Source organism: Paraburkholderia sp. RAU2J (assembly GCF_003634845.1).
GTDB classification, from domain to species: Bacteria; Pseudomonadota; Gammaproteobacteria; order Burkholderiales; family Burkholderiaceae; genus Paraburkholderia; species Paraburkholderia fynbosensis.
In genome coordinates this window covers 2284374-2307035 of the sequence record NZ_RBXG01000002.1, presented here as the reverse complement: position 1 = coordinate 2307035, position 22662 = coordinate 2284374, and the positions used below count along the sequence as shown (strand labels likewise).

Genomic DNA, 22662 nt, shown 5'->3' with positions numbered 1-22662 from the left:
GTAGATGAACTCGAAGACACACGCAACGCTGAGCTTTTCCGACAGCGACCAGACGATTGAACTGCCGATCTATCAAGGCTCACTCGGGCCGGACGTGATCGACATTCGCAAGCTGTATGGCCAGACCGGCAAGTTCACGTACGACCCGGGCTTCATGTCCACGGCGGCATGCAATTCCGAAATCACGTATATCGACGGCGACAAGGGCGAGTTGCTGTACCGCGGCTACCCGATCGACAATCTCGCGCAAAACGCCGACTTTCTCGAAACCTGTTATCTGCTGCTCAAGGGCGAACTGCCGAACGCGCAGCAGAAAGAAGAGTTCGTGAACACCGTCACGAAGCACACGATGGTGCATGAGCAGATGCACTTCTTCTTCCGCGGTTTCCGTCGCGACGCGCACCCGATGGCGATTCTGGTCGCCGCAGTCGGCGCATTGTCGGCGTTCTATCACGACTCGCTCGACATCAATAACGCGCAACACCGCGAGGTCTCCGCGATCCGCATGATCGCAAAGCTGCCGACGCTCGTCGCGATGGCGTACAAGTACACCGTGGGTCAACCATTCGTTTATCCGAAGAACGACCTGTCCTACAGCGCGAACTTCATGCGCATGATGTTCGCCAATCCGGCGGAAGAGTATGAGGTCAACGACGTGCTGGTGCGCGCGCTCGACCGCATCCTGATCCTGCACGCGGACCACGAACAGAACGCATCGACCTCGACCGTGCGTCTGGCCGGTTCCTCGGGTGCGAATCCGTTCGCGTGTATCGCGGCGGGCATCGCGTGTCTGTGGGGCCCGGCGCACGGCGGCGCGAACGAAGCCGCGCTGAACATGCTGGAAGAAATCGGCTCGGTCGACAACATCCCCGAATTCATCGCGAAGGTGAAGGACAAGAACTCGGGCGTGAAGCTGATGGGCTTCGGTCACCGCGTCTACAAGAACTACGATCCGCGCGCGAAGCTGATGCGCGAAACCTGCCACGAGGTGCTGGAAGAGCTGGGCCTGCACGACGACCCGCTGTTCAAGCTCGCCATGGCGCTGGAAAAGATCGCGCTCGAAGACGATTACTTCGTGTCGCGCAAGCTGTACCCGAACGTCGACTTCTACTCGGGCATCGTGCAACGCGCACTGGGCATTCCGACCGCGATGTTCACGTGCATCTTCGCGATGGCGCGCACGGTCGGCTGGATTGCGCAGTGGAACGAAATGATTGCCGATCCTGAGCAGAAGATCGGCCGCCCGCGTCAGTTGTTCGTGGGTGAGACGCAGCGCGAAGCCAAACCGGTGACGCAGCGTTGATGTGTCGAGGCCGTCGGCAGTCCGATGACTGCGCGACGGCCTTTTTTGCGCTGAAGTCCTGATTGAAGGCACATGCTGGCGGCATCCTCCCCGCGAAAAAAGACCGGCCCCGCTCGCGTCGCGTCATAGCCAAACCCTCTGCACGTCCTGTGCCACGGAAAATCAGGCAACAAACCTCGCAAAAAAACCGAAACTCCCCTGTGATAAGTTCGTCTGACGCGGACAGACCCTCTACAATCGGAATCGACCGGCCGGCACGAAGCGGCGACCGAATGTGAAACTGAAAGCAGAAGTGAACCCATAGGAGTGACCCTGATGCAGCAGCCAGAAACCCTCGGTGGTGTGTCCCTCTCGGGCGGCGTCGATCACCGCGAGCCCGAGCCGGACGGCGTATTCATCCCGACGGAAAACCTCAATGTCGCGAGTGCCACCCAGCACGTGCTGAAGTCGGGCGACACCTTCATCGTCAACGACCCGCTCGGCGATATTACGGGCCACGACGACGGACTGTTCGTCAACGACACCCGCGTTCTTTCGCAACTGCGCCTGACATTTGGCGGCCGTGCGCCGTCGCTGCTGTCGGGCAGCGTCAGCAGCGACAACACCTCGTTCACCGCGCATCTGACCAATCGTCCGTTGCCGCCGCTCGGCGGCGACAGCACGCCCGAAGGCGTGATCCACGTCGAGCGCGTGCGCGTGCTGTCGGGCACCGTGCTCAACGAAGCCATCGAACTCACCAACTACGGCACGCGCGACGCCGTGGTGCCGCTGTCCATTTCGTTCGCGAGCGACTTTCGCGACATGTTCGAAGTGCGCGGCCTGAAGCGCGACAAGCAAGGCCGTATCGAATCGGCGCGCGTGGAGAATCGTCAAGTGCTGCTCGGCTATATCGGTCTCGACGACGTCGCGCGTAATGTGCAGATCGCGTTCGCGCCGGAGCCGGACAATCTGTTCGACGACCGCGCCGACTACACCGTCAAACTGCCAGCGCAAGCGTGCGTGTCGATTTATCTGTCGGTCGCGGTGCAGGTCGTCGCACAGTCGGACAAGGCGGGCGCCGACGTCTCGCAACCCGTGCATGCGCTGAGCGAAAGCCATCTGTCGCAAATTGATGCGGAGCGTCCGCGCGTTGGCCGCGCGGCGGTGCGCGCCGCATTGGTCGATGCCCACCTCGTGATGCGCGAACGCCGCCGCACGACCGCGCGCGTGCGCTCGAGCAATCCGCTTTTCAATGCATGGATCGACCGCTCGTTCGCCGACCTCGGCCTGCTAACCACCGATCTCGCAACCGGCCCGTATCCCTATGCGGGCATCCCGTGGTTCTCGACGCCGTTCGGCCGCGACGCTGTCATCACGTCGTTGCAGACCCTGTGGCTGCAACCGCAACTGGCCGCGGGCGTGCTGCGCTTTCTTGCCGAGCATCAGGCGCGCGAGAATTCGCCGTTTCGCGACGCCGCGCCCGGCAAGATCATGCACGAGATGCGCAAGGGCGAAATGGCCGCCGCCGGCGAGGTGCCATTCGCGCTGTACTACGGCGGCGTCGACACCACGCCGCTGTTCATCGTGCTGGCCGGCGCCTATGCGGCGCGCACCGGCGACCTCGCGCTGATCGACGAATTGTGGCCGGCGCTCGAACGTGCCGCGCAATGGGTCGCGGGCGTGTGCGACAAGAACCGCTACGGCCTGCTCGACTATCAGCGTGAGTCGGACGGCGGGCTGGCGAACCAGGGCTGGAAAGACAGTCATGACTCGGTGTTCCATGCCGACGGCCGCTTTCCCGACGGGCCGATCGCGCTCGTCGAAGTGCAGGCGTATGCGAGCGCCGCGTTCGACACGATGGCGCGCTTCGCAAAACTGCGCGGCCTGCGCGAACCGGCTGCGCAATACAGCGAGCGCGCGAAGAAAATCCGTCAATGTGTCGAAGAAAAGTACTGGATGGAAGAGTCCGGTTTCTACGGTATCGCGCTCGACGGCCATGGCGAACTGTGCCGCGTGATGGCGTCGAATGCGGGCCACCTGCTGGCCTTCGGGCTGCCGACGCGCGAGCGCGGCGAAGCGGTGGTGCGCGCCCTCGACTCCACGCTGTTCCACACCGGCTGGGGCGTGCGCACGCTGGCCGCGAGCCAGGCGCGCTTCAACCCGATGGCTTATCACAATGGCTCGGTCTGGCCGCACGACAACGCGTTGTGCGCGCGCGGCCTGTCGCATTACGGCGGCAAGGCGGCGGCCGTGCGCCTGTTGCAGGCGCTGTTCCAGGCGGCGGTCAATTTCGACATGCGTCTGCCCGAGCTGTTCTGCGGTTTTCCACGGCGGCGCGGCGAGCCGCCCACCGCGTACCCGGTTGCGTGTCTGCCGCAGGCGTGGGCGGCAGGTTCGCCGTTCATGATGCTCGAAGCCTGTCTGGGCATCGCGATCGACGCCGAGCGGCGCGAAGTGGTGATCGAGCAGCCGATGTTGCCCGAAGGCATCGACTGGCTTGAAATCGGCGATCTGCGCGTCGGCGATTCGTCGGTGTCGATCACGTTCCGCCGCATCGGCGAGAAGGTGGTGGCGTCGGCCGAGCAGGGCGACGTAAGGGTGGTGGCGTTGCTTTAGCCGGCAGCGCGACTGCCTGCCTCATCGCCGATATACCGGTCGGGCATTGCAGAAGGATGTCGTGAAAGGGTGGGTCACTTTCCCGTCGCTCACTTTGACCAACGCAATGCCACCTCGGACCATCCTCGATGCTTCCTGCATGATGAGGGTGGCCAGATAGATAGTCCTCCACACGAAAGGGCGCTTCCGCGACCGGATGACGGCGGAAGCGCGCCTTCTCATCCAATGCCGCCAGGCGCCCGACGAGCGTCTGTCCGCCGGCCATGTTCAGATTTCCTCACCCCCGCGGATGCGCGTCGACTCGCACAAATACGACACGAAAAGGCGCAAAACGCTGTGGTTCATTTGGTTCGCTTTTTGATGACATCTGTTACGCTCAGTCGGCATGAAACACGTAATTTTAAGTAATGTGAAGTCATGTCTTAATCATGTACTGGCATCCGGGTCCGGGCTATTTGCACGCTTCGTGCACTCGCGGGACTCGCGACTGCGCGCAGTCTCGGTCAATCGATACGTTCTAGCGAGACGCTTGCTCCTGAAGTGATCTGCTGTACCCAATTCCTCTTGTAACGACCAGGGCGGAGTACGACATGTTGACAGGATCGAGTTCACGATTGCTCGCGATTAGCGTCTTCCTGGCAATGACCGGTTGCGGCGGAGGCGGAGGGGGAGAGGGCTCGACGGGTGTCTCAAGCAGTGCGGGCGGCGCCGCCAGTGCGCCGGCCGCCGCCAGTTCTCCAGGCGCTGCCAGTGCGCCGGCTTCCGCCAGCACTCCGGCAGCAGCCACCCCGGCGTCAGGTGCATCGACCCCCAGCGCGACGACGCCGACGCTGGCCGCCGCGACACCGGTGATCGACGGCACGACGCTCGGCGACGCCTTCTGGCCCACGGGCTCCACGTCATCAGGCGGACGGGGCCAAGCGGTGGGCAGCCTCAACTGCACCGTGCGCAGCAGCGCCTACACTTATGCGCATCTGTCCATCTATCAGAACGGGCGCCTGCTTGCGCTGCCGGCTAATGTCGGCATGGTCGAGCCGACCATGGCAGCCCAGACTGGCTGTGCGTATCCGCTGCACACGGTGGATTCAAGCGGCAAAATCCACATGGACGCGACCACCCACGTGTCATACACCTTGGGGCAGTTTTTCTCGATCTGGGGGCAAACGATCGACGCATCCAGCGTCGCCGGCGTGAGCGGCTCGCCCATCACCATCTACGTGAACGATGGCGGCGCGCTCACGCAGTACACAGGCGATCCTGCGAGCCTCGTGCTGCCCGCGCATGGCGAGGTGACGATTGAAATTGGCACGCCTTTGACCCAGATCCCGACGTACGCATGGACCGATCCGCCGCCATTCGATCCAAACCCGATCACGCTCGTGTACCTCGGTGTGGTGGGGAACAACTTCTGGCCGTCCGGTAACACCGCGACCGGGGGCAAGGGTTCGAACGTGGACGGTCTGATCTGCGCGCCCAATATGAGCGAGTTGTATCACGTCCATGCACACCTCGCTATTTTCAAGGACGGCCAGTGGCTCGCGCTGCCCGCCCTCGTCGGCATTCTGCCCCAGTGCAACTATGAAATACACACCCACGACCAGACCGGCATCATCCATATTGAAACGCCGACTTTCAAGACCTTCACGCTAGGCCAGTTCTTCGATATCTGGGGCCAACCGCTTAGCAGCACGAACGTGGCCGGTGTGACTGGGAACGTCGTCGCCTACATCAACGACAATGGCGACTCGCGGCGCTACATGGGCGATCTGCGCAACATCGAGTTGACCTCGCTGCGCGACATCACTTTGCAGATTGGCACGCCGGTTAGCACGCTCGCCACCTACTCGTGGTACGAACCGCAGTGAGCGGCCAGGACACGGCGGGCGCGTGATCGTCCGCTGTGTGTTCTTCGGAGTACTGAGGCCGTTTATCGACTACCTAGCTAGCCGGGATGGCGGCGCCGCCATGGCCATGAAAGCGGGCAAGAAACTGCCGTGCGCGCAGCGACTCCGGGCTGCCGAAAAACTTCTGCGGCGGCGCGGTTTCGACAACCTGCCCGCCATCCATGAACACGATGCGATCTGCGACCTGGCGCGCGAACTCCATTTCGTGCGTGACGATCACCATCGTCGCGCCTTCGTTCGCCAGCGAGCGCATCACGCTGAGCACTTCGCCGACCAGCATCGGATCGAGCGCGCTGGTTGGCTCGTCGAATAGCAGCACATCGGGTTTCATGGCGAGCGCGCGTGCAATGCCGACGCGTTGCTTCTGGCCGCCCGACAGGCGCGACGGAAACTGGTCATGCTTGTCGGCGAGGCCCACGCGATCGAGCAGTTCGATCGCTTCCGCCCGCACCGTCGCGCGATCGCGTTTGAGCACGTGCAGCGGCGCCTCCATCACATTGTCGATCACGCTCAGATGCGGCCATAGTGCGAAATGCTGAAAGACCATGCCGATCTTCGCGCGTATTTTCGCGAGGTCGGCGTCGCTCATGCGGATACGCGTGTTGTCGCGCACGCCCATGCGCTGACCTGACACATGCACGCTGCCCGCGTCGGGCACTTCGAGCCAGTTGATGCAGCGTAGCAAGGTCGACTTGCCGCAGCCGGACGGGCCAAGCAGACAGACCGTCTCGCCTTGGGCGACCTTCAGCGACACATCGCGCAGCACCTGATTGTCGCCGAACGACTTCGAGATGCCGACGAGATTCAGCACGTTGGCGCGCGGAGTCACGGCATCGGCCGGCCCGGTTTCCGGCAGGGTTAAAGGCATGGCAGGAGTCACGCTCGACGCTCCTCGGCGAATTTGTTCAGCATGCCGGTGCCTGCTTCGATCGCGAGGCAGATGCACCAGTAAAGGAGAACCGCCGCGACGAAGGCCGCGAACGGAATGAAGTAGGTGGCCTGGATGCCCGTCATTTCATGCGTCAGTTCACCGACCGCGATGACCGTCAGGAACGCGCTGTCCTTGACGATCTGGATCAGCTGGTTGCCCACGAGCGGCGTCGCGCGCAGCATGACGGGCGGCAGGATGATGCGCCGCAGGAGGGTGAAGCCGCGAAAGCCGAACGCTTTGCCGGATTCGATCAGCGACGCGGGCAGTTCGACCCATGCGCCGCGCAACAGCTCGCCCATGTAGGCCGCGTTATAGAGAATCAGCGCGAGAGCGCCCGCGGACCAGTTCGACATGCGGATGCCGAGCGTCGGCAGACCAAAGTAGATCAGGTAGACGAACAGCAGGAACGGCGCGCAGCGCATCGCGTCGACATAGACGGCGGCCACACGGCTCACTGCCTTGTTCTGCGACATCGGCATCGGCATGAGCAGCGCGCCGAGCACGAGCGACGCGACGCCCGAGACGGCGAGCAGGATCACCGTGTTGAGCAGCCCCGCGAGTACGGCGTCGCGCTGCTGCCAGATGATCAGAAAGTCGGCGCTCAAGCGAGGCCTCCGGTGCGAAGACGTTTCTCGACCATGCGTTTCAACCGGATCAGCGCGAACACGATCAGGCCGTACAGCACGAGCGCGAAAATGAAGGGAGGCAGCGGCTCATAGGTATTCGAGCCGACCCGCAGCGCGGCGCGTGTGATCTCGACAATGCCGATCACCGCGACGGCGGGCGTCGACTTGATCTGCAGCGTCATTTCGTTGACGAGTCCCGGCAGGCTCGCGCGATAGACCTGGGGCAAGACGATGCGCCGGATGCGCGTGAAGCGGGGCATCGCGAATGACAGCGCCGCATCATACTGGTCGCGCGGAAACTCGACAAACGCACTGCGCCAGATCTCGCAGTTGAACGCCGACGTGCTGATGGTCAACGCGGCGATCGCAGCGGGAACCGGATCGAGCGAGAGTCCGAGTTGCGGCAGCGCGAAGAACACCAGCAAGGTCAGCGTGACGGTCGGGCACGAACGCACGATGCTCACGTACGAATACACGATGCGCTCGAGCACCGGCACTTTCGCCCAGCGGATCAGTGCGAGCCCGAGCCCGAGCGGCACGCCGAGTACGATGCTGATGAGCGATAGCGATATGGTCGCCAGCGCACCCTGTGTAATGCTCCAGTAGTCGTAAGCGGTCATCAGGCGGGCTCGGCTGCGGGATCAGTTAATGGATTGCGGCATCGATTCGAAGCTCGCGCCAAACCACTTCTTCTGCATCTGATACATCTCGCCGCTCTTGCGCAGATCGAGCAGGACGGCGTTCACCATTTGCAGCGCGGCCGTGTCACCCTTCTTGACTGCCCATGCGATATACACCGGGCTGCCGATCTTCTCGCCGATCACGAATGTATCGGGGCGCGTCCTGATCAGCGAATTCAGGTTGATCTGCGTATTTGCCGCGACGTCGAGCCGGCCCAGCGCCAGATCCTGATAGATCTCCGGGTACGACTGATACTCGACGATCTGCTTGAGGCCCTTGCCGCCATGGGTCTTTTTCAGCTGTTCGTCGAATGCCTTCACGTCGGCCAGCATCGCGCTGCCGGTCTGCACGCCGATGATCTTGCCGACCAGATCGTCAGCCGATTTGATCGGCGAGCCTTTCTTGACCGCATAGAAGGTTGTCGATTCCGCGAGCGGCGCGGTGAAGTCGAACGTGCCTTTGCGTTCCGGCGTGACGAGCACCGCAGTCACCGCCATGTCGTATTTGCCGGTTGTCACGCCGGGCAGGATGCCCGACCACGGCATGATCTGCTGGCGAATCTGCACGGGCAGCTTCTTTTTCACGAGCGCGAGCATTTCGTTGTCGTAGCCGGTGGGCGTGCCGTTGTCCACGAATTCGAACGGCTTGAAATCGTCTTCCGTCGCCACCGAGATATAGCCACGCGACTTGATTTCATCCGCGCTTGCCGCATTCGCGACGTGCGCGGCACCTGCAAACGCGGCGATCGCGAACAGCGTGCGCAACGAGTTCTGCGCGAGACGGCGGAGGCCGGAACGGCGGGTGGCGCCCGCTTCGGCGCGCTGGATGATGAGAGACGACATTGAGTACCCCTCTTTTAGCTGGTGTGACGCGGTTGTCGCGCGGAGAGTGCGCTTTCTTGGCCGGACGGCCGCCTCGTTCATGTGCGAAGCGAAATTCGTATGCACACTTACAAGTTTGCGTCTTAATTGCAAATTGCATGCCAGTCTGGGGGATGCCCGTTGACTCGGGCACCGGCGGTTCCGTGCTCGACGAGATGCGCCGGCAGCGGGCCACGAGCGCACCAAACCAAGACCAAAAGCCCATGCAAAGCACCATCGATGCACTTTTTTGGACCGCGTCACGCGCTGTACGAGCAAGGGCATGTCGCGCAGCGATGACGGACCGGATGTGGACCGCCAGATAACGCGGCAAGCGTTTATTTTGCTGATACGATGTGTGCTGACGAATTGTGGAAAATGTCGGATCTGCGCGCCCAAACAAGGAGGCTTGACGCCATGGAACAGCACAACGAACTCGCCACGCGGGAACCGGCTTCACGCGAAGTCATCGAGCCGGGTGGCCGCTGGTCGAAAAGGCTCGAAACCGGTGACCAGTTGCGTATCGTCGATCTGGAAGGTCAGCAGGCAGTCGATTTCCTTTGCTATGGCGGCGAGATGCCGCTTGACCGGCTGAACGTGCCGAACACGGTGAAGCTCAACCGCTCGTTGTATGTGAGCAAGGGCTCGACGATCTGGTCCGATCGGGCGCGGAAAATGTTCTCGGTGCTCGAAGACACCTGCGGATTTCACGACACCCTGGCAGGCTGCTGCAGCCACGAGATGGATCTGCTGCGCTATGGCGTGCACAACACGCTCAGCTGCCGCCATAACTTCGTGCACGAGCTGGCGAAATGGTCGCTCGGTCCGTCCGAGATCGTCTCGAACATCAACTTCTTCATGCGCGTGACGGTCGGCGAGCAAGGCGAAGTCGAAATCGCGCCGGGTTCGTCGAAAGCGGGGGATTTCGTGGTGCTGCGCGCGGAGATGCCGGTGATCGCGATGCTGTCGAACTGTCCGCAGCAGAACAATCCTGCCTCGGGCTTCAGGCCTACGCCGATCGAAGTAACGGTGTGGCGCGCCTGATCTTCCGCACGCCAACCCCAGCAACCGACAAGAGCACTTCATGGCCGTGAGCCCGAAAAAAGTAAAACCTGCCAAGGAGCCCGGGAGCGACGACACGCTCAAGGACTGGCGTCATACCGCGCTGGACGCGCGCCCCGGCTTTCTGATCCGCCGGCTGCATCAGATTCACGTTGCACTGTTCGTCGAAGAGTGTGCGCCGGAGGGCATCACGCCCGTGCAGTACAGCATTCTCACAGCGCTCGAACAGATGGGGCCGTCCGAGCAGATCGCACTGTCGCGTGCGGTCGGGCTCGATCGTGCGAATACGGCCGATGTGATCGGAAGGCTGGTCGAGCGGCGCTTCATTCAACGCCGCGTATCGAAGACCGATAAGCGCAAGAAGGTGGCGGAACTCACCGATGTCGGGCGGGCGCTGCTAGGGCGTCTCGAAGAAGGCGTCGCGCGCGCGCATGAGCGAACGCTTGCCGCGCTCGCACCGGACGATCGCAAGCGCTTCATGGCGTATCTGGCCTTGCTCGTCGAAACGAATAACGACCGCAGCAGAACACCCGTCGGAGGTGGCGCGAAAAAGAGCAACGAAGACGCGTAACGTCGCTGTTTCTCATAGTGCTTGCCATGTTGATATCGCCGCGTGAACCGCGCGCGTCGTCGTTCGGTGCGATTGAAAAAGGCAGCGCGACGAACGCGCCCGTTCAATTCCGCTGCGAGCGATTCGCGCGCGTCATGCGTCCTTGAGGTCTTGGAGCGCCGCGGCAAACAGGCCGACGTGCGCGGCGAAGAGCCCCCGGCCGAGCAGTCCCGCGCGGCCGTCCGCACCGACCATCGCGATTGCCGCGAGCGGTGCGACGCCGTGCCGGATCACGCGTGCGGCATCGAGACCGGCGTGTAGATCGGCAAAGGCTGGGTGTGTCCCCGCGTACAACTGGGCCTGCTCGGGCTGCCACCCTGCGGAAAGCCACGGCGCGAATGCGGCCGCCGGTTCGGGCGCGTGCCCGAGCGCCTGCGCGCCGAAGCCGGCGGCGTCGATCACGCCGCTATCGCCGGTCAGCGGCGCGGCAGCTACGTCGAGTGCGGGATTCATGCGCGGTCCTTGCGGCGCGGCCGCGCGTGCGGTGGTCCAGTGCGATGGGCGACCCGCCAGCCGGATGCCGACATCGACGCCATTACCCGCGAGCGCGACGACTAGCGTCGATGCAGGCTCCGCACCCTGCGCGGCCGCCGACGTCATCAGGCAACAGGCCGCCATCCAGAGCGTGAGAAAGAACAGCGGCGTCTGCTGGAGCATCGCATGGACCGATGCATCCGTGAGCCGGGGCGAAAGTAACGCGTAAAGCGCCGCGCTCGCGGCCGTGGTGCGGGCATGCAGATCGTCGCCGTTGTCGAGGCCGTGACGGGCGAGGGCGATCAGGTCGACGTGCTCGCCCGACAGCGCGTTGCTGAGCACTGGCGCGAGCACCGTGTCGCGCCATGTCATGCGTTCGAGAATGGCGGGGTCGCGTGAACCGAAGCGCAGTTGCGGCCCCGCGCCGCTGCCCAGTAGCGACCATGCAGCGCCAGTCCGATCGGCAACTTCGACCAGCGCCGTGCTGCCGGAAATCACGGCGGCAAGCGGCGTCACCACGCCATACGATTGCGCCGGAACAAGGCTCACGCGGCCGCTGGCAATCAGCCGCTCGGCGTCCTGCTCGCTCGTCGCCCAGCCTTCGTACAGGCAGCACAGCACCGCCGAGGACAACACCGGCGCAGGCGGCTTGCAGGGGTCCGCGTAGGGCGGCCCTGCGTGCAGCAATGTGAAATCGGGCAAGCCGACGGCGTCGCGTGCGCGGCGAACGGCGCGCCATTGCGGGCGGACGGCATACAGGCGTTGCAGGGCGGCATCGTTGGCCGGAGAGGTCATCGGCGTGCCCCGAAGCCGAACACGCCGCATAGACGCGACCACAGGATCTTCCAGAACATGTTGCCGAGATTCAGCGGTGCGGCGGCAGGCGGGTTCGCACGATGAAGCGGCGCTGCGTCGGGGGTGGTCGGCGGCGCGGGCGCATCGGTGGGCTGATTGACGGGCTGATTCACGGGCTGATTCACGAGCTGATTGACGGGCTGATTGACGGGCTGATTGACGGGCTGATTGACGGGCTGATTGACGGGCTGATTCACGAGCTGATTCACGAGCTGATCGGCGGGCCGGATTGGCGGCTCAATGGCGGCGTTATCGAGCGGCGTATCCACAGACCCGGCGATCCTCGTCGCCAGAGGTTCTGCGTCCGCCATAACGGCCGTGGCCGTTTGCGCATCCCGCTCGACGAGTGCCGCCTGCGCAACCGATTCATCCAGCCGCTTCTTCAAATTCGCGGCAAACGCTTCGGTCATCCGTGTCGCGAGTTCCTTGACGATCCCGCCGCGCGAGAACTGCGCGAGGCTGCCGGCAATCGAATAGTCCACTTTGACATCGACGCGAGTTTGGCCAGGCGTCGAGTCGTCGAGCGAAAACGCGGCTTCGCCCTTCACCCACGACGCGCTTTTGCGATCCACTCCGCTGCCGGTGACACTGCCGCGCCGGGCGGCATCGTCGAGTTTCATCTCGCCGTCGCCGGCAAAACTCGCGACGATCGGCCCGAGCTTCACGGTCATCGCGAGTTTCAGCCGTCCTTCATCCGGCGGCGCGCTCAGCGACGCGCCCGGCAGACACGCGACGATGCCGGCTGTGTCGTGAAAGGAAGCCCACACCACGTCACGCGGGTACGGCACGGTAAAGCTCTGCTCTATTTCCATGAGATGTCCGTTGGTTCGACGCCTGGAATCGGAATCAGACGACAGCAGACGCAGCGAGCGGCGCGGTCTGGCTCGCGCGGCGCGCCTCCAGCACGCGGCGGATCGCGCGCACGATGCCGACGTAGCCCGTGCAGCGGCATAGATTGCCCGACAGTTCGAGCCGCACGCGTTCGTCGTTGGCGTCGGGCAGGCGCGTGACGATGTCGCGTGCGCTCATCAGCATGCCCGGCGTGCAGTAGCCGCATTGCAGCGCGTGTTCGGCCGTGAAGGCGGCGCGCAGCGCGTCCATCACGGCGTCGTCGTCGAAGCCTTCGATGCTCTGGACCTCCGCGCCCGCGCACGACACCGCCGACGTAATGCACGAGCGCGTCGGCATGCCGTCGACCAGCAGCGTGCAGGCTCCGCACACGCCCTGTTCGCAGCCGATGTTGGTGCCGCACAGCATCTGCTGCTCGCGCAGAAAATCGGCGAGGCTCGTGCGCGGCTCCACGGCCGCCGACACGTCTTCGCGATTGACCCGCAGTGCGATGCGCTGGGTGACGCAAGTGACGGGATCGGTCATGTCTGCTTCCTGTTGTCGCGGACCATCGCGATCGCGCGTTCGAGCGCCACGCGATGCACCTGGTATTCGTAGCTTCCCGCTTCGAGGCCGGCTGCCTCGAGATGCGGATCGAGCAAAGCGGCGTCCGCGCTATCGAGCAACGGGCGCGCGTTCGCGATCAGATACGGCGGGCCTTCGACAGCACCGATCACCGCGCGGCAGATGCCCGCCGGCGCATCGTCGAGGACGATCGCAATGGCCTGCGCGAACTCGCCGGGCTTGCGGTTGAACTTGTAGTACGCCCAGCGTGCCGCCGATGACAGACGCCGCACGCGCACGCCGGTCAGAATCTCGTCGGGCTCGAGTGCGGTGGTGAACGCGCCGCTCATCCAGTCGCCGGCCGCGAGCGAGCGCGACCCGCGAGAGCCCGCGATGAGCAGCTCGGCGTCGAGCGCGACCATCGTGTTGATCCAGTCGGCAGCGGGGTCCGCATGGGCGAGACTGCCGCCGAGCGTGCCGCGATTGCGCACGGCGCGATACGCGATGCCGCGCGCCACGTAGGGCATCAATCCCTGCGTGCCGTCGTCCCATTTGCGGTCCTCGATCTCCGCGTGCGTGATGCAGGCACCGAAGAAGGTCGTGCCGCCTTCGATCCGGCATTCGCGCAACGCGGCAATGCCGCGCAGGTCGACCAGCATGTCGGGCTGCGCGAGGCGCAGGTTCATCATCGGACCTAGCGACTGGCCGCCGGCGACGAACTTGGCCATGCCGTCGGTCGGACTGACGATTGCGACCGCGCTGTCGCACGTCGCGGGTTTCGCGTAGTCGTAAATGGCGGCTTTCATGCGGGCATTTCCTTCGTCGCGCGGACCTGGTTCGCCGCTCGCAACGCGTCGACGATCACGCGCGGCGCGATCGGCAGCTGATTGACCTGCACGCCGAGCGGGCGCAGCGCATCGTTGACGGCATTCGCAATCGCAGCGGGCGAGCCGATCGCGCCGCTTTCGCCGATGCCTTTCTGACCGAATTCGGTGTACGGCGCGGGCGTTTCCATATGTTCGATGCGGATCGCGGGCACTTCGGACGCGCCCGGCAACAGATAGTCAGCGAGCGTCGAGGCGAGCGGCTGACCGTCTTCGCTGTACGGCATCGCTTCATAGAGCGCCGTGCCGATGCCCTGCGCGGCCCCGCCGTACACCTGTCCGTCGACGACCATCGGATTGATCAGCACGCCGCCGTCTTCGACGATCACGTAATCGAGAATGTCGGTCTTGCCGAGTTGCATATCGACCGCGACGACGACCGCGTGGCATGCGTAACTGAACGTGCCCGTGTCGCGCTTCGCCTGATACGACGTCGACACTTCGAGGCCGCGCGGATCGACGTCGGGCGGCAGCAGTTGCGGGGCGAGATACCAGGTGCGCGCGATCTCCGCGATCGTGCGGCACGTGCCGGCACCGCACACCGCGCCGTTTTCCCAACGCACGGCTTCGAGCGGCTCCTTCAGCAGCCACGCGCCGATTTTCAGCAGGCGCTGTTTGAGTTCCTTCGCGGCCTGGCCCAATGCGCCACCCGCCATCACGATCGAGCGTGAGCCCCATGTGCCCGTCGAGTAGGGCGTGACGCCGGTGTCGCCGAGCACGATGCGCACGCGCTCCGTATCGATGCCGAGCACTTCGTGCGCGATCTGCGCGAGCGTCGTCTCCATGCCCTGGCCATGCGAATGCACGCCCGCGCGCACTTCGAGAATGCCGTCGGGCGTGAGGCGGATCACGGCCGGCTCGTAGCCCGGCACCATCGGAATGCCCCAGCCGTGGTACACCGACGTGCCGTGCGCGCCCTGCTCGCAGAATACCGCCATGCCGAAGCCGAGCCGGCGGCCATCCGGCTCGCCACGCTGCTGACGCGCGCGGACCGCGGGCAGATCGATCGCGGCAATCGCGCGCCGCACGGCTTGCGGATAGTCGCCGCTATCGAAGTGCTTGTTCGTGATGTTGTCGTAGGGCATCTCGTGCGGCTCGACGAGGTTGCGCAGGCGCACCTCGTACGGCTCCATGCCGGCTTCGACGGCGATCGCGTCCATGATCGTTTCGATCGCGTAGCACACGCCCGTGCGCGCGACGCCCCGATAGGGCAGGATCGGCGGCTTGTTCGTCGCCACCGACCAGGTCCTGCAGCGGTAGCGGTCCATCTTGTACGGGCCGGGCAGAATGCTGCCGACCTGGGCCGCTTCGAGGCAAGCCGAGAACGGATACGACGAGTACGCGCCCGAATCGACGCTGGCTTCGCAATCGACCGCGAGCAGGCGTCCGTCGCGGGCGGCATAGGCTGTAATGTCGTAGTCGTGTTCGCGGCAGTTCGCGTTGGCGGTCAGTTGTTCGCGGCGGTCCTCGATCCAGCGCACAGGTTTGTCCAGATGCATCGCGAGCCAGCCGCAGCACACTTCCTCGGGCAGCAAGATGCCCTTGTAGCCGAAGCCGCCGCCGACGTCCGGCGCGATCACGCGCACTTGGCCTTCATCGAGACCGAGACAGTGCGCGAGGCCCGTGCGCGTGATGTGCGGCATCTGTGCCGAGGTGTGAACGATCAGTTGCGACAGACGCCGGTCCCAATGCGCGACCACGCCGCGGCCTTCCATCGGCGCCATGCTCTGGCGTGCGGTGCGCAGCTTGCGCTGCACCTTGATCGGCGCGTCGCGGCGGATCGCGTCGAGATCGACATCCGGCTTCGCGTCGACAAAGGTTTCGAGAAAGACGTTGTCGCCCCATTCTTCGTGAACGAGCGCCGAACCGTCGCGGCGCGCATCGAGCATATCGACGACGGCCGGCAATTCTTCGAAATCGACGAATACCTGCGCGGCGATATCTTCAGCGGCAGCGCGGCTCGCGGCCACGCACATGGCGATCGTCTCACCGACCTGGCGCACCTTGGCGCGCGCCAGCACGGGCTGTTCGGACGGCTTGAAGCCCGGCAGCCCCGAATTCGCGACGATCGGCTTCACGCCGTCCAGATCGGCGAGCGTGTAGACGAACTTCTCCAGACCAGCGGGCTTCTCGATTCCAACGATATGGCCGTGCGCGATCGGACTGCGCACGAACGCGACATCGACCATGCCGACCATCCGGATGTTGCCGACATATTCGCCGCGTCCGTGCATGAAGCGGTCGTCCTCCTTGCGCGGCAGCGACGCGCCGATGCCTTGCGGCCGCTGCGGCGACTTTATGGTGGCTGCAGGTTTCATCGTGTCTCCTGTGAAGGGCGCGTCAGGCGGCGCGCGCCAGCGGCAGTTGCGGCGCGTCGGCGTCGTAGCGCACGCCGTCGCGCAGACAGAAGCGCGGTGCGAGCATGCGCTCGGTGACGACCTGAGTGCCTTCGTTGTCTTCGAGCACCCAGCGGCCGCGCTTGTCGTCCAGCACGGTGATGTCGGCGACACCGCCCGCCTTCAACGTGCCGAGTGCGCCTTCCATGCCGATCATCTTCGCGGCGTTGCTGGTGGCCATCGCCACGACATGATGGAGCGGCAGGCCGAGCGCCAGCATGCTCGTCATGGCGCTGACGAGGCTGAACTGCGTGCGGCCGAGAAACGAATGCTCTTCGTCCGGATGACTGTCAGGCGTGCCCGCAGGCGAGGGCACATGAGTGTTGTAGCCGTGCATGTCCGCGCCGAGCGTATCGGGTATCACGCCACTGTCGAGCACCACGCGCGCCGTCTTGAAGCTGAAGTGCGAGCCATGGCCGACATCGATCTTCAGCCCACGCGCGACCGCTTCGTGCACGAGCGGATGCAGGTTGCCGTTTTCTTCGACAAAGCCGCCGGGGTGCCGGCTGAACGGATGGGCGAGGATGTCGCCCGGCTTCAGCGTGTCGACCACCTGATTGAAGATCGAATCCGGATTCACGGCCCGCCCGCCGCTTTCGGGCTTCGGCCATAGTTGCCCGAAGTGGATATAGACGGGCAGGCTCGCATCGCGTCCGATCTTCGACGCTATCTTCATGACATCGAGCCCCCAGCGAGCAAAGCCGCCGATCTCCGCGTGCGCCTTCACGCCCTTGACGAGATCCGCATTGGCGAGCGCGGACTTCACCGTCGCCGCGGCATCGAGGCAGTCTGGGCGATAGAGGTCGGGGTAGTAATGGCCTTCGAGGCCGCCCACGAGGTAGGCCGAAATATAGGCGAACACGCGGGTTGCCGCGGGCTCGGCGACGAAATGGCGAAAACCCGGAATCGTGATGCAGCTTGCACCGCCCTGGTCGACGATGGTCGTCACGCCGGAGCGCACGCCGCACTGATCCGCGTTCAGGCCAAAGCGGCCCGTCACGTACTGATAGACGTGGCCGTGCGTGTCGATGAGGCCGGGCAGCACCAGCATGTCACGGCAATCGACCACCTGGGCCGTCGGCGCCATGGCGGAAAGCGCGGGGCCGATCGCGGCGATCGATTTGCCTTCCACGAGAATGTCGAGCGTGGCGTCGAGGCCGGCAGCCGGATCGATCACGCGGCCGCCTTTGAGAAGAAGCTGGGACATGTTCCTGTGCAGTTCCGGGGACGAGATGCGTGGTGTACCGCAAATAGTGTGCCGGTTTGAAGGCGTTACTTCAAAAGTCTGATAAACGCCTTCGTATCAAGTACTTGCAATGCCTTTATAAAATAGATGCGTGCCGTACCACGGATTTCCGCCGTCAGCGCCGCACCAACATGACGAGTTCGGGTCGATGCTGCACCGAAAGCTGGCCCAATGCTTCGCGGTGGTGAATTGCAAGGTATGCCACGCAATTTCCGCAAGCCCGACGGATCGCATAGAATTCAGCCATTCATCCCATATCAGCCCGTCTTTTCCCGCTCTCTCGAAGGCAGCCCATGTCGACCTTGACCCCGCCGGAAACGGACCTCCAACCGATCCGCGCCGAACTCGAACGCTTGCAGGCGAGATCGCCTTTGTTCGAGCGCCCCGGTTTTCTGATCCGGCGCCTGCATCAGATTCATGGCTCGCTATTCGCGGAAGAGACGAGCGAGTTCAATATCACGCCCGTGCAATACAGCCTGCTGACTACGCTCGAAACACTCGGCGAGATCGACCAGAACACGCTCGCCGTCGAGATCGGCCTTGAACGCTCCAGCGTCGCCGAAGTCATCCCGCGACTGCATGCCCGCGGTCTCGTCAATCGCAAGCAGGCCGCGCACGACAAGCGCCTGCGGCTCGTCAGGCTGTCCGCACAAGGCCGGCGGCTGGTGGCGAAAATGGCGCCTGCGGTGCAGCGCGCGCACGATCGAACCATCGAACATCTATCGCCCGCCGAGCGTGACGTTTTCATGTTGCAGATGATCCGTCTCGTCGAGGCCAACAATGAACGGACCGTCGTGCCGTTGCGATTGCCCGAGGCGACGGCAAGCGATGGCGATGATGACACGCCCTAAAACGGTTGCTGCTGCACTGCGTCTGGGCAGACGTGCCCGATCATACGTCGCGACGCCGAACGCGCCATCGCTGTTAACTTTGCGCAAAGCGCCGTCGTGCATGAAGCTGCGAAAGAAAGTGCATGGTTGGCAGGCTTTGTGCTTAGAACGCTGCGTCACGGGATGAGCGTGAAGCTCAGCAACTGATAGGAAAGCTAGGGTTCCGGTCCGCGGTGTGATGCGGATGTCTGGTCCGAGAGCATTCCGGCTCCGGTTACGTTCGGGGCTCCACGGAGGGATAAAAGCCCGGGAGATGCGCATGAAGCGCTCTCCCGTACATTTTCTTCCCTCAGTTCAGGAGCCTTCCGTATGCCGTTCTTGTCGATGAAGACGTTGCGCACGTTGTCGCTCGCTGCAAGCATGCTTGCTTGCCTGTCGTTCTCCACTCCCGCCGCACAGGCTGCCCAGCCCCTGAAGATCGGCACCGTCGTCTGGATCGGCTATGGTCCGTTCTATGTCGCGGAAGCCCTCGATCTCTACAAGAAGTACGGGCTGTCGCTCAAACTCCAGTTCTTCAACGACCCCGGCCTGCTGCCCGCTGCGCTAGCGAGCCATTCGGTCGACGGCGCGATGCTGACCTATGACCAGGTGATCGGCTCCGACGCGAAGGGGATGAAGCAGAAGGTCGTCATGCCGATCGACTTCTCCAACGGCGGCGATGCAATCGTGGCGACGTCCGATGTCAGGAAAGTCGCCGACTTCAAGGGCAAGAAGATTGCGTTCAATCCGCTTTCGCCGTCCGACTTCCTGCTGGCCTACGCATTGCAAACCAATGGCTTGAGCGACAAGGACATCACGGCCGTCAACATGACGCCGGAGGCGATTCCCGGCGCCATGGTGTCGGGCAGTCTGCCGGTCGGCGTCACGTACGAGCCTAACGTTTCGCAGATTCTGTCGGCGGACAAGAGCAAGTTCCATGTGGTGTATTCGTCGCGCAATGCGCCCGGTCTGATCGCCGATGTGCTGGTGTTCGAGCAGCCGTATATCGACGCCCATCCGGCCGAGGTGAAAGGCATTCTTCAGGCTTACGCGGACGGCATGGCCTATATGAAGAGTCATCCGGACGAGGCGAACAGGATCATCGGCAAGGCGCTCGGCATATCGGCGGACGAAGTGAAAAGCCAGCTCGATGGCGTGTACAACATTCCGACGAAGGAAATGCCGCAGAGCTTCGTCAAGGGACCGACGACGCGTTCGTACTTCACGAGCGGCGCGGTGATCGGCGGTCTGCTGCAAAAGAAAGGGCAGATCAGCGCGCCACCGGCGATCGAAACGACGATCGACGCGCAATTCGTCAATCAACTCGTGAAGTGACCGCCATGCGCAGCTTCTATCGATACCGCGACGGCGCGGTCCCGAACACGCTGGCGATCGCCTATTCGTTCGGCGGCTTCGCGTTAGGCATGGCGATGCTGCTGACGGCGAAACCATGGCTCACCGTGCCAGGTACGCTGGTGCTCGCGCACGCGATGATCGTCAGCGCCTATCTGCTGCATGACGCCGCGCACGGCGCGGTGTTTCGCACCGCCGAAGCGAATGCACGGCTCGGCGCGGCGCTCGCGTGGATCAACGGCAGTTGCTATGCGTCGTTCGCGGATCTCAGACGCAAGCACATGCGGCACCATGTCGATCGCGCGGACGTGCTGACGTTCGACGCGAAAGCGTTCCTGCTGGGCTTGCCGCAATGGGTGCGCAGAGTCGTGCTGGCGCTCGAATGGGCGTATTTTCCGGCGGTCGAGCTGATCATGCATGGCTATGTGATCGCGATGCCATTCATGCGCGCGGGCAAACGCTCGCAGCGCCGGCGCGTGGCGACGGTGCTGGTCGTACGGGCTGCGCTGTTCGCGTGGCTGGCGTGGCTCTCATTGCAGGCGGCCGCGCTGTATCTGGTGGCATGGCTCGTCTGCCTGATCGTGTTGCGCTTTGCCGATGCCTATCAGCACACCTATGACGCGTTCGCCGTGCTGGAGGAGGGTGGCGCGATCCCCGCCGACAAGATCAGGGACCATGCGTACGAGCAACGCAACACGTATTCGAACCTCGTCTCGGTCCGCTATCCCGCGCTCAACCTGCTGCTGCTCAATTTCTCGTATCACAACGCCCATCACGACCGGCCGGTCGAGCCGTGGTACCGGCTGCCCGCCGCGCATGCCAGGCTTTACGGCGACGACGACAGCCAGGTCATTCCGATGGCGCGCCTTCTGACGAGCTTTCATCGGCATCGTGTCAAACGGATTCTCGCGAGCGACTACGGCGTGATGGACATCGCGAAGAAGCAGGCCGACGACTTCTATGGCGCGGTCGGCGTGTCGTTTCTAACCGCGGTATAGGTGCACCGATATGCAGATTGCTCTCGATGGCAAGGTTGCTCTCGTCACCGGCGCGGCCACGGGCATTGGACGCGCGACGGCTCGCATGCTGGCTTCGGCCGGTGCGCGGGTCGCGGTGGGACACTTCAATCAGCATGAAGCGGCGAGCGAGGTGTGCCGCGATATCGAAGCGGCGGGCGGCATCGCGCAAGCGTACGACTTCGACGTGACGGACAGCGCGGCGTTTCAGGCGGCGGTGGCGGAACTCGGCGAACGCTGGCGCCGCATCGACGTGCTCGTGAACAACGCGGGCGTGCTGCTCGACAAGCCGTTTCTCGAGACCTCGGAGGCCGACTGGCGTCGCGTGGTCGATATCGATCTGACGGGCGTGTTCATCGGTTGCCGTGCCGTGCTGCCGTCTATGCTGCATGCGCGGCAAGGCGTGATCGTCAATATCGCTTCCGAACTCGGCATGCTTGGCCGCGCGCACTTTGCACCTTACTGCGCGGCGAAGGCCGGCGTCATCGCACTGACACGTTCGCTCGCGCGCGAGTTTGCGCCGACCGTGCGCATCAATGCGGTCGCGCCCGGCCCCGTGGCGACCGCGATGCTGTCCGCGGACCACATGAGCGCCGAAGCGCTGGCGCTCGAGGCGGCGATTCCGGCGGGCCGCGTCGGCTCGCCCAACGAAATCGCCGCCACGATCGTGTTCCTTGCTTCCGACCATGCATCGTTCTACCACGGACAGACGATCAGTCCGAATGGCGGAGCGTGGATGGGCTGAACTCACCTGGCCGCCTCGCGCGATTCGCCTGAGAAAACGCGCGCCCGTGGCCGACAGATTCCGGAGAAGTCATCGATGAATGAAGTCCTGATGCAGCGCTTGAGCTGGGTGAACTATCGCAACCGCGTGCTGAACGACCAGGCGGTCGTGTTGTTGCCGTGCGGCGCGCTCGAACAGCATGGTCCGCATTTGCCGCTCGGCACCGATGCGCTGCTGTCGACGGCGGTTGCGACCGACGTGGCGCGCCAGCTCGGCGGCATCGTCGCACCGGCTTTCAACTACGGCTACAAGTCGCAGCCGAAGTGCGGCGGCGGCCAGCATTTTTGCGGCACGACGAGCGTGGATGGCAACAACCTGTCCCAGATGACGCGCGACGTCGTGCGCGAATTCGCGCGCCACGGCGTGCGCCGGCTCGCGCTGATCGACGGCCACTATGAGAATCAGTGGTTTCTCACCGAAGGGATCGAACTCGCGATGCGCGATCTGTCGCTCAACGGGACGCGCACACCGGCGCTGCGGGTGGTCCGCCTCGAGTACTGGGACTTCTGCACCGGGCCCACGCTGGCGAAGGTATTCCCCGATGGCTTTCCAGGCTATGCGCTCGAACACGCGGCCGTCATGGAGACGTCGATGATGCTGCACTATCACGCGGACCTGGTCTCGCTCGACGACATACCCGACGAAGCGCCGGCGGATTTTCCCGATTACGACAGCTATCCGACGCGCACGTCATGGGTTCCGCTCTCGGGTGTATTGTCGTCGGCACGGGGGGCGAGCGCGGAGAAGGGCGCGTGGCTCGCCGACGAAGTGTCGAGCCGAATCGCGGCCGCCCTGAAGGCCGAATTCAACGACGCGTAGCA

Annotated in this window: 20 protein-coding genes and 1 riboswitch; of the genes, 10 read left to right on the top strand and 10 right to left on the bottom strand. The window is 63.9% G+C overall.

What is annotated here, in order from left to right; all coding sequences use genetic code 11:
- The first annotated feature begins 4 nt into the window (after positions 1-4).
- From gltA to B0G69_RS27800, 3 genes are all read left to right on the top strand, one after another.
- Complete coding sequence (gltA, locus tag B0G69_RS27815; RefSeq protein WP_121322903.1) at positions 5-1303, top strand: citrate synthase; 1299 nt, start codon at positions 5-7, stop codon at positions 1301-1303.
- A 315-nt stretch (positions 1304-1618) separates the two neighbouring features.
- Positions 1619-3898 carry an amylo-alpha-1,6-glucosidase gene (locus B0G69_RS27810; RefSeq protein WP_121322901.1) on the top strand — a complete coding sequence of 760 codons (2280 nt, stop codon included), beginning with the start codon at positions 1619-1621 and terminating at the stop codon, positions 3896-3898.
- Between the two features lie 590 nt (positions 3899-4488).
- Entirely contained in the window at positions 4489-5763 is a 1275-nt protein-coding gene (locus B0G69_RS27800; RefSeq protein WP_241991488.1) for a hypothetical protein, read from the top strand.
- Positions 5764-5836: 73 nt separating this feature from the next.
- Here the strand turns inward: B0G69_RS27800 and B0G69_RS27795 are convergent, their stop codons facing one another.
- Genes B0G69_RS27795 through B0G69_RS27780 form a run of 4 tightly spaced genes read right to left on the bottom strand, consistent with a single transcriptional unit; the run spans position 5837 to position 8882 of the window.
- The gene (locus B0G69_RS27795; RefSeq protein WP_121322897.1) at positions 5837-6670 is read right to left on the bottom strand and encodes an amino acid ABC transporter ATP-binding protein; all 834 of its coding nucleotides are present in this window, start codon (positions 6668-6670) and stop codon (positions 5837-5839) included.
- An 8-nt stretch (positions 6671-6678) separates the two neighbouring features.
- Positions 6679-7338 (bottom strand): amino acid ABC transporter permease, encoded by a 660-nt coding sequence (locus B0G69_RS27790; protein ID WP_121322895.1) that lies wholly within the window; start codon positions 7336-7338, stop codon positions 6679-6681.
- Entirely contained in the window at positions 7335-7979 is a 645-nt protein-coding gene (locus B0G69_RS27785; RefSeq protein WP_121322893.1) for an amino acid ABC transporter permease, read from the bottom strand. The genes B0G69_RS27790 and B0G69_RS27785 overlap by 4 nt, the downstream gene beginning before the upstream one ends.
- 21 nt (positions 7980-8000) lie before the next feature.
- The gene (locus B0G69_RS27780) at positions 8001-8882 is read right to left on the bottom strand and encodes a transporter substrate-binding domain-containing protein (RefSeq protein ID WP_121322891.1); all 882 of its coding nucleotides are present in this window, start codon (positions 8880-8882) and stop codon (positions 8001-8003) included.
- Positions 8883-9317: 435 nt separating this feature from the next.
- Here B0G69_RS27780 and B0G69_RS27775 point away from each other — a divergent pair, with 435 nt between their 5' ends.
- Both B0G69_RS27775 and B0G69_RS27770 read left to right on the top strand, forming a co-directional pair.
- Complete coding sequence (locus B0G69_RS27775) at positions 9318-9944, top strand: DUF1989 domain-containing protein (RefSeq protein WP_158608984.1); 627 nt, start codon at positions 9318-9320, stop codon at positions 9942-9944.
- Between the two features lie 40 nt (positions 9945-9984).
- Complete coding sequence (locus B0G69_RS27770; RefSeq protein ID WP_121322887.1) at positions 9985-10533, top strand: MarR family transcriptional regulator; 549 nt, start codon at positions 9985-9987, stop codon at positions 10531-10533.
- A gap of 132 nt (positions 10534-10665) precedes the next feature.
- Here the strand turns inward: B0G69_RS27770 and B0G69_RS27765 are convergent, their stop codons facing one another.
- From B0G69_RS27765 to B0G69_RS27740, 6 genes are read right to left on the bottom strand one after another with little or no spacing between them, the layout of a single operon-like run.
- The gene (locus B0G69_RS27765; RefSeq protein ID WP_121323925.1) at positions 10666-11841 is read right to left on the bottom strand and encodes a DUF1116 domain-containing protein; all 1176 of its coding nucleotides are present in this window, start codon (positions 11839-11841) and stop codon (positions 10666-10668) included.
- Positions 11838-12713: an SRPBCC domain-containing protein gene (locus tag B0G69_RS27760; protein WP_121322885.1), complete on the bottom strand. Its 876-nt coding sequence runs from the start codon at positions 12711-12713 to the stop codon at positions 11838-11840. The genes B0G69_RS27765 and B0G69_RS27760 overlap by 4 nt, the downstream gene beginning before the upstream one ends.
- Positions 12714-12747: 34 nt before the next feature.
- Positions 12748-13275 carry a (2Fe-2S)-binding protein gene (locus B0G69_RS27755; protein ID WP_121322883.1) on the bottom strand — a complete coding sequence of 176 codons (528 nt, stop codon included), beginning with the start codon at positions 13273-13275 and terminating at the stop codon, positions 12748-12750.
- Positions 13272-14099, bottom strand: a complete 828-nt coding sequence (locus tag B0G69_RS27750; RefSeq protein WP_121322881.1) for an FAD binding domain-containing protein — start codon at positions 14097-14099, stop codon at positions 13272-13274. The genes B0G69_RS27755 and B0G69_RS27750 overlap by 4 nt, the downstream gene beginning before the upstream one ends.
- Positions 14096-16495, bottom strand: a complete 2400-nt coding sequence (locus B0G69_RS27745) for a xanthine dehydrogenase family protein molybdopterin-binding subunit (RefSeq protein ID WP_121322879.1) — start codon at positions 16493-16495, stop codon at positions 14096-14098. Before B0G69_RS27745 ends, B0G69_RS27750 begins: the two co-directional genes overlap by 4 nt.
- Positions 16496-16517: 22 nt before the next feature.
- Positions 16518-17780, bottom strand: coding sequence for an amidohydrolase/deacetylase family metallohydrolase (locus B0G69_RS27740; RefSeq protein WP_121322877.1), 1263 nt, complete (start codon positions 17778-17780; stop codon positions 16518-16520).
- 332 nt (positions 17781-18112) lie between these two features.
- Between B0G69_RS27740 and B0G69_RS27735 the strand changes: the two genes are divergently transcribed.
- The 5 genes from B0G69_RS27735 to B0G69_RS27715 all read left to right on the top strand — a co-directional run bounded on the left by B0G69_RS27735 (position 18113) and on the right by B0G69_RS27715 (position 22660).
- Entirely contained in the window at positions 18113-18670 is a 558-nt protein-coding gene (locus B0G69_RS27735) for a MarR family transcriptional regulator (RefSeq protein ID WP_121322875.1), read from the top strand.
- Between the two features lie 183 nt (positions 18671-18853).
- A riboswitch (guanidine-I (ykkC/yxkD leader) is annotated at positions 18854-18964 on the top strand.
- Between the two features lie 54 nt (positions 18965-19018).
- Positions 19019-20023 (top strand): ABC transporter substrate-binding protein, encoded by a 1005-nt coding sequence (locus B0G69_RS27730; protein ID WP_199731362.1) that lies wholly within the window; start codon positions 19019-19021, stop codon positions 20021-20023.
- Positions 20024-20028: 5 nt separating this feature from the next.
- A complete protein-coding gene (locus B0G69_RS27725) occupies positions 20029-21039 on the top strand; it encodes a fatty acid desaturase (RefSeq protein ID WP_199731360.1) in 1011 nt (336 codons plus the stop codon).
- A 10-nt stretch (positions 21040-21049) separates the two neighbouring features.
- On the top strand, positions 21050-21802 hold the full coding sequence (locus B0G69_RS27720) for an SDR family NAD(P)-dependent oxidoreductase (protein ID WP_121322871.1): 753 nt from the start codon (positions 21050-21052) through the stop codon (positions 21800-21802).
- Between the two features lie 75 nt (positions 21803-21877).
- Positions 21878-22660, top strand: coding sequence for a creatininase (locus tag B0G69_RS27715; RefSeq protein ID WP_121322869.1), 783 nt, complete (start codon positions 21878-21880; stop codon positions 22658-22660).
- The last annotated feature ends 2 nt before the right edge of the window (positions 22661-22662 follow it).